We start from the raw sequence: 15535 nt of genomic DNA on the forward strand, positions 1-15535 counted from the left end.
GGATCATGACCGACAGCAACGCGCTCGACCCCGAGGACCGCAAGATCGTCACCCTGGCCCGTTCCGCGCGGGCCCGCAACGGCGTGCCCGAGGGGGCGGCCGTACGGGACGACACGGGCCGTACCTATGTCGCCGCCACCGTGGACCTGCCGTCGCTGAAGCTGAGCGCGCTGCGCACGGCGGTGGCCATGGCGGTGGCGTCGGGGGCGAAGTCGCTGGAGGCGGCGGCGGTGGTGACGGAGGCGGAATCGGCCTCGGCGCAGGACCGGGCGGCCGTACGGGACCTGGGCGGCGCCGGGACCCCGGTGCTGGTGGCGGGCCCGGACGGCACCGTGCGCTCGACCGTCACCGCGGGTTGATACCTGCGGTAACACATGGCCGGAATTGCGGCTTGCAGTTCCTCTTCCCTCGCGCATCAATGGGAACGTCAGTTCCGACGGTCCGTCAGATGTCGAGCCGCGCAGCGCGTCCGCACCCGCCTGCCGTGGGCGTTTCCGTCGGGACGGCCTCCAGCCACCCCCCATTCCCCCCAGACGTTCCCGTACTCGGGAAGGGAGCTGAACCCCCATGAGAGGCAAGCGAATCGGTACAGGTGCGGCACTGGCGGTCGGGGCCCTCGCGGTCACCGGCCTCGCCTTCGCGCCGACGGCGGCGGCGGTCACCCCGGACACCGCGACCATCTCCGCCGACTGCGGCAGCTTCGGCAGCGGCGAGGCCACGCTCACGGCCACCCAGGACGGCACGGCGGCCACCATCACGGTCACCTCGGCCGTCACGGCGCCGATCGCCCTGTCGGAGGACTCCATCTCCTCCACGCTCACCCTGGTGAACAACACCACCGGCGGGACGGCCACGTTCAGCGGGACCGAGAACCCCGCCACAGCCGCCGGCGACCCGGTCACCGTCGGCCCGCTCGACGGCACCGTCGCCGCCGGGGACAGCCTGGAGGCCTACGGCGGCTCGTTGCAGCTGACCGTCTTCGGGGTCACCGTCACCTGCACGGCGACCGGGCCGCAGTCGCCGGGGCCGTTCGTCTTCGACTGACGGCCGTCTCCGGCCGACCGGCAAGCGGCAGCAGACGCGAACTGGGCTGCGTGGACCGTCGGTTGCCACCCCTCCTGTGAAACTGACGGTCCATCAGTTCAGTTGCGCCATCTCCATTGACTTCTCACGCAATCCCCACATCAATGCCCCCTGAGCGCACAAGGAAGGGGGCACACCCATGGGTTCGACAACCCGAAGACGCCGCTGGGCCTCGCTGCTCGGGGGTGCGGCGCTCGCGGTCACCGCGGGCGGCGCACTGGCCTGTCCGGCCTCCGCGTCGACGAACGTGGACTTCGCCACGCACTGCATCCCGCCCGCGGTCGCGGGCATCCCGCCGATCGACGGCACCACCACCGCCGCCGTCTCGGTCGACAACTCCACGCCCAAGGTCGGCGACACGGTCACCGTGACCTACACGGTGGTCAAACCGGCCGCCAACAACCCGACCGCCCTGGCCCTGCCGGCCGACATCATGACCCCCACCGGCAAGGTCACCCTCGGCGGCGCGCAGACCGGCGACGTCACGGTCACCGGGCCCAAGAAGAACGACCCGGTGCCGGGCAACGGCGCCTTCCCGTCGTTCTCCATGACCGGCACCTTCGAGGTGACCAGGCCCGGCGCCATCACGCTCTCGCCCGGCGACTACAACATCCACACCAGCTACATCCTCGAACTGGACACCCCGTGCACGGTGACCAACCCGCCCGCCCCGGTGTCGCAGACCGTCACCGCGACGGACACCGGCACCCCGGTCAACAACCGTGCCATCTCCCTGCGCACGGCCTCCGGGAACCCCGGTGACAGCGTCACCGTCGACGGCAGCCACTTCACGCCGGGCGCCACGGTGACCCTGGCCGGCCGCTCCGGCTCGACCCAGACCGCGGACACGGCGACCGTCACCGCGGGCGCCGACGGCACCTTCAGCGGCCCGCTGGTCGTCAACGACAAGACGACGACCGGGGTCGTGGCCTACGAGGGCGGCGCGTGGAGCGACGCGCTGGGCGCCGGCCCGGCCGCGTACACCGTCATCGACAACACGCCCGTCCCGGCGGGCAGTCAGAAGCTGACGACGACCGTGAAGGCGGGCACGCTGTCCATGTCCCAGGCCGGGGACGCCGTCGCGCTGTCGGCGGTCGACTTCGGCAAGGGCGGGGCGTCGACCGGCGCGCTGCAGACCGTGACCGTGCAGGACTTCCGCGGCGGGCCGGCCGGCTGGTCGCTCACCGGCAAGGTCACCGACTTCACCGGACCCGGCGCCAAGATCGACGCGGGCAGGCTGAGCTGGAGCCCGGCCTGCGCCACCAAGGCGGGCAGCCCCAGCACCTGCCAGGCCGGTTCGGCGGGCACCGTCGGCACCTCGGGCGCGACCCTGGCGTCCACCCCCAACGGCACGCTCACCGGCGGCGAGTTCACCGCGGACGCCCGGCTCTCGCTGGACGTACCGGCGTTCACGCCTCCCGGCTCCTACTCGGGCGTGCTCACCCTCACGCTCACCTGAGCGTACGGGCGTCCGCACCCGCCCGTCCCACCCGTCGTAGCCACCCGTGGGGGTCCGCACCCATGCGCACGCTGTACGTCCTCCTGCTCGGCCTCCTCCTCGGCGCCCTCGCCGCGCCCGCGCCCGCGCACGCCGCCGACAACGGCAGCTGGTCGGTGTATCCGGCCGCCTCCCGGATCGCGGCCCGCCCGTACTTCTACCTCTCCGTCGATCCCGGCCAGTCGGTCACCGACAAGGTGGTCGTCGCCAACAAGACCGCCGGGCCGCTGACCTTCCGGCTGTACGCGGCGGACGCCTACAACACCGCCCGCGACGGCGGGTTCGCCGTGCGCACGCTGAACGAGCGGCAGCGGGGCGTCGGGGCGTGGGCGAAGCTCACCAGGGCGCGGGTCACCGTCCCCGCGCACGCCAAGGTCACCGTGCCATTCACGCTGCGGGTGCCCGAGGGCGCCGAACCGGGCGACCACCCGGGCGCGCTGGTCGCCCTCGACGAGCGGGTCGACCCGGGCCAGGGCTCCCTCGCGCTCGGCGTGCGGCGGGCCGTCGGCGCCCGCGTCTACCTCCGGGTGGGCGGCCCCACCCTCGCCGCGATCGCCGTGGAGCACGTCCACGTCACCCACCACCAGCCGCTGGTGCCCGGCCTCGGCGACAGCGGCGCGACGATCTCCTACACCCTCCACAACACCGGCAACGTCACCCTGGACCCGAAGGTCGAGCTGCGCGCGAAGGGCCTGTTCGGCCGCACCCTGCTGGCCCGCGACCTGTCGCGCGTCCCCTCCGAACTGCTGCCCGGCCAGCGCGTCCGCCTCACCGAACCCTGGCGCGACGCACCCCAACTCGACTGGGGGGACGTGACGTTGACCGCGAGCGCCAAGGGCACCCGGCAGTCGGCGAGCGCGTCCTTCTTCGCTCTGCCGTGGCTGGTCGCGGCGGTCCTGGTGGCGGTGACCGCGGTGGGGACGACGCTGTTCGTCAGAGCGCGTCGGGACCGCGCTCGCCCGTCCGCACCCGTACGACCGTCTCCACCGGCAGTGCCCACACCTTCCCGTCCCCGATCTTCCCCGTCTGCGCGGCCTTGACGATCGCGTCGATCACGGCGTCCGCGTCGGAGTCCTCGACGACGACCTCGATGCGCACCTTGGGCACCAGGTCGACCTGGTACTCGGCGCCGCGGTAGACCTCGGTGTGGCCGCGCTGACGGCCGTACCCGCTGGCCTCGGTCACGGTGAGGCCCTGCACGCCGAGCTCCTGGAGGGCGGTCTTCACCTCGTCGAGGCGGTACGGCTTGACGATCGCGGTGATGAGCTTCATGCCTGGCTCTTGACCTTCTGCGCGGAGTGGACGGCGGAGGAGCTGACCGGGGCGCCGTGGCCCAGGACGCCGTGATCGTATGCGGTCTCGGCGTGCACCGTAAGGTCCAGGCCGGTGTGCTCCTGCTCCTCGCTCGCCCGGAAGCCCATCGTCCTGTCGATCAGCTTGCCGAGCCCGTAGGTGACGGCGAAGGCGTACGCGGCGACGACCACCACCGCCACCAGCTGCCTGCCCAGCTGGCCCGGCCCGCCGCCGTAGAACAGGCCCTCCGTCCCGCCGGTCATCGCCTTCTCGGCGAAGAGCCCGATGAGCAGGGTGCCGATGACGCCGCCGACCAAGTGGACGCCGACGACGTCCAGGGAGTCGTCGTAGTTCAGCCTGAACTTCCAGCTCACGGCGTAGGAGCACACGACGCCGGCGGCGAGGCCGACGACCAGGGCGCCGAGCAGGGAGACCGAGCCGCAGGACGGCGTGATCGCCACCAGGCCGGCGACCGCGCCGGAGGCCGCGCCCAGGGTGGTGGGGTGGCCGTCGCGCTTCTGCTCGACGAAGAGCCAGCCCAGCAGGCCGGTGCAGCCGGCGGCGAGGGTGTTGAGGAAGGCGGCGGCGGCCAGGCCGTTGGCGCCGAGCGCGGAGCCGGCGTTGAAGCCGAACCAGCCGAACCACAGCAGACCGGCGCCGAGCACGACCATGGGCAGGTTGTGCGGGCGCATGGCGTCCTTCTTGAAGCCCAGCCGCGGGCCGAGGACCAGGCACAGGGCGAGCCCGGAGGCGCCCGAGGTGATCTCGACGGGCAGACCGCCGGCGAAGTCCAGGGCGCCGAGGCGGTCCAGGATCCAGCCGCCCGGGCCCCAGACCCAGTGCGCCACCGGAACGTATACGAGCAGTGCCCACACGGGGACGAAGACCAGCCATGCCGAGAACTTCGCCCGGTCCGCGATCGCGCCGCTGACCAGGGCCGCCGTGATGATCGCGAAGGTGAGCTGGAAGGTGGCGAACAGCAGGGTGGGGACGGTGCCGTGCAGGCTGCCGGGGCCCAGGCCCGCCATGCCGGCGTGCCGCAGACTCCCGATCAGTCCGCCGCCGACGTCGTCGCCGAAGGCGAGGGAGTAGCCGCCCGCCAGCCACACGACCGTCACCAGGGCGATCGACACGAAGCTCATCATCAGCATGTTCAGCACGCTCTTCGTGCGGACCATGCCGCCGTAGAAGAGGGCCAGACCCGGGGTCATCAGCAGGACGAGGGCGGTGGCGGCGAGCAGCCAGGCGGTGTCACCGGTGTCCGCGTGCGCGGCGGCGAAGGTCGTCACGGTCGTCTCCAACGGGGTGGGGGCTCGTCAGAGGGTCACCGGCGTGCGTTTCCGGTTGCGTACGGCTGTGTTTCCGTGACGTTTCGTTGCGCCGGGGTTACCGAAATCTCACCGTGCGGCGGGACTCCGGGGATCAGGGACAATGAACGCCATGAGTGTTCGTACCCAGTCATCCGAGCAGCCGGCCGAGGCCGTCCACCGCGCCGGCTTCGCCTGCTTCGTGGGCCGCCCCAACGCGGGCAAGTCCACCCTCACGAACGCTCTGGTCGGGCAGAAGGTGGCGATCACCGCGAACCAGCCGCAGACCACGCGGCACACCGTGCGGGGCATCGTGCACCGGGAGGACGCCCAGCTCATCCTGGTCGACACCCCCGGGCTGCACAAGCCGCGCACACTGCTGGGCGAGCGGCTCAACGACGTCGTGCGCACGACGTGGGCCGAGGTGGACGTGATCGGCTTCTGCCTGCCGGCGAACGAGAAGATCGGGCCCGGTGACCGTTTCATCGCCAAGGAACTCGCCGGCATCCGCAAGACGCCCAAGGTGGCGATCGTCACCAAGACGGACCTCGTCGACTCCAAGGCCCTCGCCGAGCAGCTGATCGCCATCGACCAGCTCGGCAAGGAGCTGGGCATCGAGTGGGCGGAGATCGTGCCGGTGTCGGCGGTGGGGGACAAGCAGGTGAGCCTGCTGGCCGACCTCCTCGTGCCGCTCCTGCCCGAGGGTCCGGCGCTCTACCCCGAGGGCGACCTCACCGACGAGCCCGAGCAGGTCATGATCGCCGAGCTGATCCGCGAGGCGGCCCTGGAGGGCGTCCGCGACGAGCTGCCGCACTCCATCGCGGTGGTCGTCGAGGAGATGCTCCCGCGCGAGGACCGCCCGGCCGACAAGCCGCTCCTCGACATCCACGCCAACCTGTTCATCGAACGCCCCAGCCAGAAGGGCATCATCATCGGCCCCAAGGGCAAGCGCCTGAAGGAGGTCGGCATCAAGTCCCGCAAACAGATCGAGGCCCTCCTGGGAACCCCGGTCTTCCTGGACCTGCACGTGAAGGTGGCGAAGGACTGGCAGCGGGATCCCAAGCAGCTACGGCGTCTGGGCTTCTGACGGGGTCAGGTTCTGCAGGCCCACCACCCGCAGCAGCTGCAGGCGTTCGTAGGACTCCGTGCCCGGGCGGGCCGTGTGGACGATCAGCAGGTGGTGGTGCTCGTGGCTGAGCATCACCTCGCAGTCCAGCTCCAGCAGGCCCACCAGGGGGTGCTGGAAGCGTTTGGTCGCGCGGTCGCGCAGCGACACCTCGTGCTCGCCCCACAGGCGCGCGAACTCCGCGCTGGCAGACCGCAGTTCGGCGACCAGCGCGGCCGGTTCCGGGTCGTCGGGCCGGGCGGCGGTCAGCGCGCGGAGGTGGGCGACATGGGAGCGCGCGTGCGGCTCGTGGTCCTCGTCCGGGAACAGCCGGCGCGCCGTAGGCTCCAGGAAGAAGCGCCGCACCAGGTTCCGCTCCCGCCGTGGCCGGGACATCACGTCGCCGATCAGCGCCTTCGCCATCGCGTTCTGCGCCAGCACCTCACCGCAGTCGTTCACCAGCTGCGCCGGGGTGTCGTACAGCCGGTCCAGGATCAGCAGCAGCCCCGGCCGGACGTGCGCCGACGCCGTCTCCCGCCGCGGCGGCTCCTCCCCGGCCAGGTGGAACAGATGGTCGTGCTCGGCGTCCGTCAGCCGCAGCGCCCGCGCCATCGCCGTCAGCATCTGGCGGGACGGGCGCGGCCCCCGCGACTGCTCCAGGCGTGTGTAGTAGTCGACCGACATGCCGGCCAGCTGGGCCACCTCCTCGCGGCGCAGCCCCGGCGTGCGGCGGCGGGCGCCGGGCGCGAGGCCCACGTCGGACGGGTCCAGGCGGGCACGGCCGCGGCGCAGGAAGTCGGCGAGTTCGGCTCGGTTCACCCCTCAAGCGTGCGCGAGGCCGCCCGGCTTATCCAGGGTCTGCCGATCCCCCGATCGACGGGTCTCTCCCGGCACCGGCGTCCCCGCTGAAGGCTGGGCCGGGACGAGAGGAGCAGCACATGCTGACATTGGTGACAGGGACCACGGGACAGGTCGGACGGCGCTTCGTGCCGAGGCTGCTGGCGCAGAGCAGGGGCGAGGAGCGGGTACGGGTCCTGGTGCGGGACGCCGCCCGCGGGGAGCCGTTCGCCGACCTGGGCGCCGAGGTCGTCGTCGGCGACCTGCGCGACACGGACGCCCTCGGCAAGGCGGTCGCCGGCGTGCACGCCGTGATCAACGTCGCCGCCGCCTTCCGCGGCGTGCCGGACGAGGAGGCGCGGGCCGTCAACCGGGACGCGGCCATCGAACTGGGCCGGGCCGCCCGCGCCGCCGGCGTCCGGCGCTTCGTGCAGGTCAGCACCGGGCTGGTGTACGGCACCGGACGCGGCCGCCCGCTGACCGAGGACGACGAGAGCAGGCCCGGCGGCGCGATGTGGGGCGCCTACCCGGAGTCCAAGGCCGCGGCCGAGCGGGAACTGCTGGCGATGGACGGCATGGACGTCCGCGTCGGCCGGCTCCCCTTCGTGTACGGCGAAGGGGACCCGCACCTCGGGGACGTCCTGCGCTGGGCCGGGCACTGGGCGGCGGCCCAGCGGCTGCACATGGGCCACCACGCGGACGTCGCCCAGGGCCTGCTGCGCCTGCTGCACGCCCCGGGGATCGCCGGCCGGATCTACAACATCGCCGACGACACGCCCGTGACGGCGGTGGAGCTGCACCAGCTCAACGGTGTGGAGCCGCCCGCGGAACTGCACACCCGCACCGACCCGGACCCGTTCCTCGCGATCATGTCCACCGACCGCATCCGCCGCGAGCTGGGCTACCGGCCCCTGTTCCCGTCGGTGTACACCGCCCGGGACGCGGGCGCGCTGTAGATCCACGAAGGGGTCACCAGATCCACGAAGGGGTCACTCCACGCCCCTGATCCGCCCCACCAGCACCGCCCCCGCCAGCCCGATCGCCGCCGCCACCAGATACAGCACCCGGTATCCGCCCAGGTAGGTGACGATCGGCGCGGCGAGGGCGGGCGCCGCCACCTGGGGCAGGGCGTTGGCGACGTTGATCACCCCGAGGTCCTTGCCGCGGTCCAGCGCCTTCGGCAGCACGTCCGTCATCAGCGCGAAGTCGACCGACATGAACACCCCGAGAGCCACCCCCAGCAGCGCCGCCGCGAGGATCGCGCTCGGCCAGGTCTGCCAGACGGACAGCAGCGCGGTGGCCGCCGCCATCAGCACCCCGGACCACAGCACGAACGGCTTGCGCCGGCCCACCCGGTCCGACCAGACGCCGCCCACCACGACCGTCGCCAGCAGCGCCACGCTGTCCACCGCCGTCAGGACCAGCACGCCCTGTTCCGGGTCGGGGCGGTGCAGGCCGTCGCGCAGGTAGTACAGGAGGTAGAGGATCACCAGCGCGTTGCTGAGGTTGATCAGGAAACGGGTCAGCCAGGCCCAGCCGAAGTCCGGGTGACGGCGCGGACTGATCCAGAACCCGCGCAGGAAGTCCCGCGCGGACCACGCCGGCCGGTCGGCCACCGCCAGCCTGAGATCCTCGTACCGCACGACGTACGGCAGCACGCCCGCCAGCGCGAACACCGCGCACGCCGCATAGCCGGCCGCGAGAGAGCCCGCCGCCGTCGCCAGCCCCGTCCCGGCGACCGCCCCGAGGATCTGCGCCGCGCCCAGCCAGCCGCCCACCGCGCCCCGCTGCCGCCGCGGCACCCGGTCCGGCACGGCCGCCGTCACGGCCGCGAAGGAGGCGTTCAGCGTCAGCTGGACCAGGCACCAGCCGAGCGCCATCACCCCCACCCCGCCCGCGCCGGCGAGCAGCAGCAGCGACAGCGCCCCGCCCGCCGCCCCGGCCACGACCCACGGCGTACGGCGGCCCCAGCGTGCCGTGGTGCGGTCCGACAGCGCGCCGAAGAACGGGTTCGCCGCCAGCGACACCAGCGCGCCCGCGCCCGTCACCCACGCCAGCAGCGTCTCCTTCGACATCCCGGTGCCGGGGGCGAAGTCCTCCGCCTGCCGGGCCAGCAGGATCTGCAGGGGCCCGTACCAGCCCACCCAGATCGCCACGTTGGCCAGCGACAGCGCCGCCGTCCAGCCCTTGCCGACCTGTTCGGCGGGCTCCGCCAGGGCCGAGGTCACCGCTGGGCCCGGAGCAGCTCCCGGTACCAGCCGTACGAGGCCTTCGGCGTCCGCGCGAGCGTCGCGAAGTCCACGTGGACCAGCCCGAACCGGCGCGCGTACCCTTCGGCCCACTCGAAGTTGTCCAGCAGCGACCACACGAAGTAGCCGCGCACGTCGACGCCCGCCTCCACCGCCCGGTGCAACGCCCGGACGTGGCCGTCGAGGTAGGCGATCCGGTCCTGGTCGTCGAGGCCGTCGTAACTGCAGCCGTTCTCGGTGATGACGACGGGCGGCAGGCGGTCGCCGTAGCGGTCGCGGAAGCCGGTGAGGAGCTCCGTCAGGCCCTCGGGTACCACGGGCCAGCCGAAGTCCGTCACCGGGACGCCCTCGATGTCCCGTACCGAGAAGGGGAGTTCGGCGGGGATCGTCAGCCCGCCGAACTCGATGTCCGCGCCCTGCGGGGCGCCCACCCTGGTCGGCGCGTAGTAGTTGACGCCGTACCAGTCGAGGGGTTCGGCGATGACCTTGAGGTCGGCCTCCACGTCGCCCGGCATCAACGCGCCGAGCCCCTCCGGGTACCGGCCGAGCAGGAGGGGCTCGGCGAACAGGCGGTTGAGCAGCAGGTCGTAGAAGCCCGCCGCCTCCACGTCGGCCGCCTCCTGGGAGGCCGGCCAGGTCGGGCCGTGCGAGTTGGCGATCCCGATGTCCGCGGCCCCGGCCGCGCGCAGCGCCCGTACGGCGAGGCCGTGGGCGAGCAACTGGTGGTGGGCGACCGGCAGCGCGTCGAACATCAGCTGCTTCCCGGGCGCGTGGGCGCCCAGCGCGTGCCCCAGCAGGGTGTGTTCCGCGGGCTCGTTGAGGGTGATCCACTTCTTGACGCGGTCGCCCAGCCGCTCGGCGACCACGGACACGTACTCCGCGAACCGGTCCGCGGTGTCCCGCTCCAGCCAGTCCAGGGTCACCGGCAGGTCCCAGTGGAAGAGGGTGGGCACCGGACGTACGCCCGCCGCGCACAGCTCGTCCACGAGGCGGTCGTAGAAGTCCAGCCCGCCCGGGGAGTTCACCCGCGGCCAGGAGACGGAGAAGCGGTACGCGTCCACGCCCAGGTCCGCCAGCAGGGCCACGTCCTCGCGGTAGCGGTGGTAGTGGTCGCAGGCCACGGCCGCCGTCGAGCCGTCCTTGACCCGGCCCGGCTCGGCCGTGAAGGCGTCCCACACGGACGGCTCGCGCTCGTCGGCCGCGCCCTCGATCTGGTGGGCGGAGGTGGAGACGCCCCACAGGAAGCCCGCCGGGAACTGAGGTATCGGGTTCGTCATGCGCGGATCATCCTTACCGGCCAGTAAGGAAGTCAACGCCCGTGCGTGAAGGACCTGTTACGGCTCTACGCGCCTTCCTTCAGCACCCGGGAGACCAGCTGCCGCTGCTCCTCGGTGAGCCGGGGATCGGCCGCGTACACCGTCCTGCCGCCCGCCGTGATCTCGTAGCTGAAACCGTCGGGAACCCCGACGGGCGGCGTGCGCCGCCCGTCGGCGATCGCCTTCTCGGCGAGGGTCTGCCACTCGTGTGCGTCGGGCCGCCCCGAGGTGTCCACCTCGGCGCTGCGCTCGATGCCCGCGAATCCGCCCGTGCGCCTCACTCGAATACGCATGGGTCCGTGTCTAGTACGGAACTACGCCGTGCGCACCCCGACCTGCTCCCAGGCTTTCAGCACCGCCTGGAGTTCCTCGCCCTCGCTGTAGCGGGCTTTGGCGGCGGCGACGGTGAGCTTGGCGAAGTCCGCGAACAGGGCGTCCTTCTTGAGTTGGCCGCCGGTCAGGACGTCGTACCAGATCTGGCCGGCCTTCTCCCAGGCGTGCCCGCCGAGCGCCGTGGCGACCAGGTAGAAGGCGTGGTTGGGGATGCCGGAGTTGATGTGGACGCCGCCGTTGTCGCGGCCGGTGCGGACGAAGTCGTCCATGGTCGCCGGCTGCGGGTCCTTGCCGAGGACGTCGTCGTCGTAGGCCGTGCCCGGCTCCTTCATGGAGCGCAGCGCCTTGCCGGTGACGCGCGGGGCGAGCAGGCCGGCGCCGATCAGCCAGTCGGCCTCGGCGGCGGTCTGGCCGAGCAGGTACTGCTTGATCAGGGAGCCGAAGACGTCGGAGACCGACTCGTTCAGGGCGCCCGGCTGGCCGAAGTAGGTGAGGTTGGCGGTGTGCTGGGTGACGCCGTGGGTCAGCTCGTGGCCGATGACGTCGACCGGGATGGTGAAGTCGACGAAGATCTCGTTGTCCCCGTCGCCGAAGACCATCTGGGTGCCGTCCCAGAAGGCGTTGTCGTAGTTCTCGCCGTAGTGGACGCTGGCGTTGAGCGGCATGCCCTCGCCGTCGATGGAGGTGCGCCCGTACGCCTTCAGGTAGAAGTCGAAGGTGGCGCCGAGGCCGTCGTAGGCGCGGTTGACGGTGGCGTCCTTGCCCGGGGCGTCGCTCTCGGAGCGGACCTTGCGGCCCGGCAGGGTCTCCAGGTGCTTGGCGTCGTAGATCGTGCGGTGCGGCTTGCCCGCGGCGGCGCCGGCCGGCGGGGCGAGGGTCGGGGCGCCGATGACGGTGGTCAGGCGGCGGTGGGTGCGGACGTAGGCGTCGTGCTCCAGGGACGCGCGGGCGGGTCCGGCGAGCGCGGGGTCCTCGTGCTGGGCCAGCTTGTCGAGGACATGGGGCGGCACGATGGTGCAGAAGACGGGCTCGAAGCCCCCGTTGGTCTTCGTCATGCCCGGAACCCTTGCACTGGGTTATGTGCGTGTCACTACCCGCCACCATGATTGGTGAAATATCGGGACAGCCGGGCATACAGTCCGTGACGGAGTGGTATAGAGCACGTTTTGTCCTCTTCGTTCCGCCGGTCCCGCATACTGATACGGAGCCCCGCGCCCGGAGCGGACCGACTAGCATGCTGCGCATCATGCGTTTCGGGCTGCTTCTTCTTAGCTGCCGCGGCGAGGGCCTGTAGTCCAGGTCGACTCCCTCCCCGCGGAGCTTCGCGTTGCGTCGTCGGCCGTCCTTCCGGACACCTTGAGGAGCCCCGCAATCATGGCGAACCGCCAGCAGCCCAGCACCATGCCGATCCACAAGTACGGCCGGTACGAGCAGGTCGACATCCCCGACCGCACCTGGCCCGACCAGCGCGTCACCGTGGCCCCCCGCTGGCTCTCCACCGACCTGCGCGACGGCAACCAGGCCCTGATCGACCCGATGTCGCCCGAGCGCAAGCGCCGGATGTTCGACCAGCTGGTCAAGATGGGCTACAAGGAGATCGAGGTCGGCTTCCCGGCCTCCGGGCAGACCGACTTCGACTTCGTGCGCTCGATCATCGAGGAAGAGGGCGCGATCCCGGACGACGTGACGATCTCCGTGCTGACCCAGGCCCGCGAGGACCTGATCGAGCGCACGGTGGAGTCGCTGAAGGGCGCCAAGCGCGCGACCGTCCACCTGTACAACGCCACCGCGCCGGTCTTCCGCCGGGTCGTCTTCCGCGGCTCCAAGGACGACATCAAGCAGATCGCCGTGGACGGCACCCGGCTGGTGATGGAGTACGCCGAGAAGCTGCTGGGCCCGGAGACGGAGTTCGGCTACCAGTACTCGCCGGAGATCTTCACCGACACCGAGCTGGACTTCGCGCTGGAGGTCTGCGAGGCGGTGATGGACGTCTGGCAGCCCGGTCCGGACCGCGAGATCATCCTCAACCTGCCGGCGACCGTGGAGCGTTCGACCCCCTCGACCCACGCCGACCGCTTCGAGTGGATGCACCGCAACCTCTCCCGGCGCGAGTACGTCTGCCTGTCCGTCCACCCGCACAACGACCGCGGCACGGCGGTGGCGGCGGCCGAGCTGGCGCTGATGGCCGGCGCCGACCGCATCGAGGGCTGCCTGTTCGGGCAGGGCGAGCGCACCGGCAACGTCGACCTGGTCACGCTGGGGATGAACCTCTTCTCCCAGGGCGTCGACCCGCAGATCGACTTCTCCGACATCGACGAGATCCGCCGGGTGTGGGAGTACTGCAACCAGATGGAGGTCCACCCGCGCCACCCGTACGTGGGCGACCTGGTCTACACGTCCTTCTCCGGCTCCCACCAGGACGCCATCAAGAAGGGCTTCGACGCGATGGAGGCCGACGCCAGGGCCAAGGGCGTCACCGTCGACGACATCGAGTGGGCGGTGCCCTACCTGCCGATCGACCCCAAGGACGTCGGCCGCTCCTACGAGGCCGTCATCCGCGTCAACTCGCAGTCCGGCAAGGGCGGTATCGCATACGTCCTGAAGAACGACCACAAGCTGGACCTGCCCCGCCGGATGCAGATCGAGTTCTCGAAGATCATCCAGGCGAAGACGGACGCCGAGGGCGGCGAGGTCACCGGCGCCGACATCTGGGCGGTCTTCCAGGACGAGTACCTGCCGAACCCGGACAACCCCTGGGGCCGTATCCAGGTGAAGACCGGTCAGTCGACCACCGACACGGACGGCGTGGACACCCTCACCGTCGAGGCGAGCGTCGACGGCGAGGACACCGTCCTGACCGGCTCGGGCAACGGCCCGATCTCGGCCTTCTTCGACGCCCTGCAGTCCATCGGCATCGACGTACGTCTGCTGGACTACCAGGAGCACACGATGTCGGAGGGCGCCTCCGCGCAGGCCGCGTCCTACATCGAGTGCGCGATCGACGGCAAGGTTCTGTGGGGAATCGGAATCGACGCGAACACGACGCGTGCGTCCCTCAAGGCGGTCGTCTCCGCGGTCAACCGCGCGGCGCGATAACCCCTCTGACCGGTGGTTTCGGGGCCTTGATCGCTGTATACGGCGATCAAGGCCCCGTCGTTTATCGGCCACCCGGACGTGGAGGTCACGGAAAGGTCTCGTCCAGGGTGCTGACTACGCCTCCTCGATGTGGCTAACATCACGCAAGCGCGGCGATGTTGCCGCGGGGTTACGGAGGTGCGACGTGCTGCCTGTACGGGGACGAAACGGCCGAGCCGCCAGGCCTGCGCGCCTCCTGGGCACCCGCACCGCGTGGACGCCCGTCGGAGACGGCGAGTTCTTCTGCCCGGGGTGCGGGGGCGACCGCAACTACCAGCGCCTGACCGGCCGCCGCCGCTTCACCCTCCTCGGCGTCCCGGTGCTGCCGCGCGGCGAGACCGGCCCGGTCGTCGAGTGCGCCGCCTGCCGCCGCCACTTCGGCACCGACGTCCTCGACCACCCCACCACCACCCGCTTCTCCGCCATGCTCCGCGACGCCGTCCACACGGTCGCCCTCGCGGTGCTGGCCGCGGGCGGCACCTGTTCGCGTACGTCCCTGGAGACCGCCGCCGGCGCGGTGCGCGCGGCCGGTTTCGACGACTGCACGGAGGAACAGCTGGCCGCACTGGTCGAGGCCCTGGCCGCCGACACCGGCCGCACCTACGGCCAGTCCTGCGGAGCCGGCCTCGCCATAGAACTCCACGAGGCCCTCGACCCCCTCGCCCCGCACCTCGCCCCCGTGGGCCGCGAGTCGATCCTGCTCCAGGGCGCCCGCATCGCCCTGGCCGACGGCCCCTACACACCGGCCGAACGCGACGTGCTGACCACGGTCGGCGCGGCCCTGACCATCTGCGCCGACGACGTCACCCGCCTGCTGGCGGCGGCCCGCACGCCGTCCTGACCCTCCCCCTGATACTCCCCGGGGAGTAATGGCCCCGCCCGGTCACCCGCCGCAGTACCCCGCACCTCGCCCCCGCGCCCGACGATCCGCCCCCGCCGCGCCGGGAGTCTGGAAGCCATCCAGACGACCGACCGGAGGGAGATGGCGTCCATGGGGACCGCCCTGCTGCCGGCGCTGCTGGTCCTGCTCGGCCGGCGCGTCTTCATGCACCGCATGCGCGAGGAGTCCCGCGCCGGTGCCGCGCCGCAGACGGCCGCGCTGACGGCGCTGCGCACCACCGGCGGGGTGATCGCCTCGGCCGGTGTCGTCCTCGCCGCGACCTTCGCCGTGCTGACCACGCTGCCGCTGGTCGGGCTCGTCGAGCTCGGGTTCGTGATCGCGGTCGGGGTGCTGCTGGACACCTTCCTGGTGCGGACGTACCTGGTGACCACGGCGAGCGTGCTGCTGAAGCGGCGCGTGTGGTGGCCGGGGCGGCTGGCACGCGAGCCGCGGCCGGAGCCGGCGGAACGTCTGCCGGAGCCGGTGTGAAGCGGCCGCC

Annotated in this window: 15 protein-coding genes and 1 pseudogene; 9 read left to right on the forward strand and 7 right to left on the reverse strand. The window is 71.8% G+C overall.

The window, feature by feature from the left end:
* Window positions 1-5: 5 nt before the first annotated feature.
* The 4 genes from ACYF6T_RS32010 to ACYF6T_RS32025 all read left to right on the forward strand — a co-directional run bounded on the left by ACYF6T_RS32010 (window position 6) and on the right by ACYF6T_RS32025 (window position 3621).
* The gene (locus tag ACYF6T_RS32010) at window positions 6-359 is read left to right on the forward strand and encodes a cytidine deaminase (protein ID WP_461700854.1); all 354 of its coding nucleotides are present in this window, start codon (window positions 6-8) and stop codon (window positions 357-359) included.
* A gap of 208 nt (window positions 360-567) precedes the next feature.
* A complete protein-coding gene (locus ACYF6T_RS32015) occupies window positions 568-1044 on the forward strand; it encodes a hypothetical protein (RefSeq protein ID WP_461700855.1) in 477 nt (158 codons plus the stop codon).
* Window positions 1045-1222: 178 nt separating this feature from the next.
* Window positions 1223-2542 carry a beta-xylosidase gene (locus tag ACYF6T_RS32020; RefSeq protein WP_461700856.1) on the forward strand — a complete coding sequence of 440 codons (1320 nt, stop codon included), beginning with the start codon at window positions 1223-1225 and terminating at the stop codon, window positions 2540-2542.
* 62 nt (window positions 2543-2604) lie between these two features.
* Window positions 2605-3621, forward strand: a complete 1017-nt coding sequence (locus ACYF6T_RS32025; protein WP_461700857.1) for a WxL protein peptidoglycan domain-containing protein — start codon at window positions 2605-2607, stop codon at window positions 3619-3621.
* On the opposite strand, the gene ACYF6T_RS32030 is transcribed toward ACYF6T_RS32025, so the two are convergent.
* Together ACYF6T_RS32030 and ACYF6T_RS32035 are read right to left on the reverse strand one after the other, a co-directional pair.
* The gene (locus ACYF6T_RS32030; RefSeq protein WP_461700858.1) at window positions 3515-3853 is read right to left on the reverse strand and encodes a P-II family nitrogen regulator; all 339 of its coding nucleotides are present in this window, start codon (window positions 3851-3853) and stop codon (window positions 3515-3517) included. The two genes, ACYF6T_RS32025 and ACYF6T_RS32030, sit on opposite strands and share 107 nt — an antisense overlap.
* The gene (locus ACYF6T_RS32035) at window positions 3850-5175 is read right to left on the reverse strand and encodes an ammonium transporter (RefSeq protein ID WP_461700859.1); all 1326 of its coding nucleotides are present in this window, start codon (window positions 5173-5175) and stop codon (window positions 3850-3852) included. The genes ACYF6T_RS32030 and ACYF6T_RS32035 overlap by 4 nt, the downstream gene beginning before the upstream one ends.
* Window positions 5176-5314: 139 nt before the next feature.
* Here ACYF6T_RS32035 and era point away from each other — a divergent pair, with 139 nt between their 5' ends.
* A complete protein-coding gene (gene era, locus ACYF6T_RS32040) occupies window positions 5315-6268 on the forward strand; it encodes a GTPase Era (RefSeq protein WP_461700860.1) in 954 nt (317 codons plus the stop codon).
* Here era and ACYF6T_RS32045 read toward each other — a convergent pair.
* A complete protein-coding gene (locus tag ACYF6T_RS32045) occupies window positions 6248-7105 on the reverse strand; it encodes a helix-turn-helix transcriptional regulator (protein WP_461700861.1) in 858 nt (285 codons plus the stop codon). The genes era and ACYF6T_RS32045 overlap by 21 nt on opposite strands.
* Window positions 7106-7224: 119 nt before the next feature.
* Here ACYF6T_RS32045 and ACYF6T_RS32050 point away from each other — a divergent pair, with 119 nt between their 5' ends.
* Window positions 7225-8079, forward strand: coding sequence for an NAD-dependent epimerase/dehydratase family protein (locus ACYF6T_RS32050; protein WP_461700862.1), 855 nt, complete (start codon window positions 7225-7227; stop codon window positions 8077-8079).
* Window positions 8080-8112: 33 nt separating this feature from the next.
* Here the strand turns inward: ACYF6T_RS32050 and ACYF6T_RS32055 are convergent, their stop codons facing one another.
* The 4 genes from ACYF6T_RS32055 to ACYF6T_RS32070 form a co-directional block, all read right to left on the reverse strand.
* Complete coding sequence (locus tag ACYF6T_RS32055; RefSeq protein WP_461700863.1) at window positions 8113-9351, reverse strand: MFS transporter; 1239 nt, start codon at window positions 9349-9351, stop codon at window positions 8113-8115.
* Window positions 9348-10649 (reverse strand): GH1 family beta-glucosidase, encoded by a 1302-nt coding sequence (locus ACYF6T_RS32060; RefSeq protein WP_461700864.1) that lies wholly within the window; start codon window positions 10647-10649, stop codon window positions 9348-9350. Before ACYF6T_RS32060 ends, ACYF6T_RS32055 begins: the two co-directional genes overlap by 4 nt.
* 65 nt (window positions 10650-10714) lie before the next feature.
* Window positions 10715-10981: a protealysin inhibitor emfourin gene (locus ACYF6T_RS32065; protein ID WP_461700865.1), complete on the reverse strand. Its 267-nt coding sequence runs from the start codon at window positions 10979-10981 to the stop codon at window positions 10715-10717.
* Window positions 10982-11002: 21 nt separating this feature from the next.
* Complete coding sequence (locus tag ACYF6T_RS32070; RefSeq protein WP_461700866.1) at window positions 11003-12076, reverse strand: M4 family metallopeptidase; 1074 nt, start codon at window positions 12074-12076, stop codon at window positions 11003-11005.
* Window positions 12077-12395: 319 nt separating this feature from the next.
* Here ACYF6T_RS32070 and leuA point away from each other — a divergent pair, with 319 nt between their 5' ends.
* The 3 genes and pseudogenes from leuA to ACYF6T_RS32085 all read left to right on the forward strand — a co-directional run.
* Entirely contained in the window at window positions 12396-14117 is a 1722-nt protein-coding gene (leuA, locus tag ACYF6T_RS32075; RefSeq protein ID WP_461700867.1) for a 2-isopropylmalate synthase, read from the forward strand.
* A 184-nt stretch (window positions 14118-14301) separates the two neighbouring features.
* Window positions 14302-14997 carry a TerB family tellurite resistance protein gene (locus ACYF6T_RS32080; protein ID WP_461700868.1) on the forward strand — a complete coding sequence of 232 codons (696 nt, stop codon included), beginning with the start codon at window positions 14302-14304 and terminating at the stop codon, window positions 14995-14997.
* A 204-nt stretch (window positions 14998-15201) separates the two neighbouring features.
* Window positions 15202-15525: pseudogene (locus ACYF6T_RS32085) on the forward strand (MMPL family transporter); the annotation flags it as partial.
* Window positions 15526-15535: the final 10 nt, after the last annotated feature.

This window comes from Streptomyces sp. 7R007 (assembly GCF_054850255.1).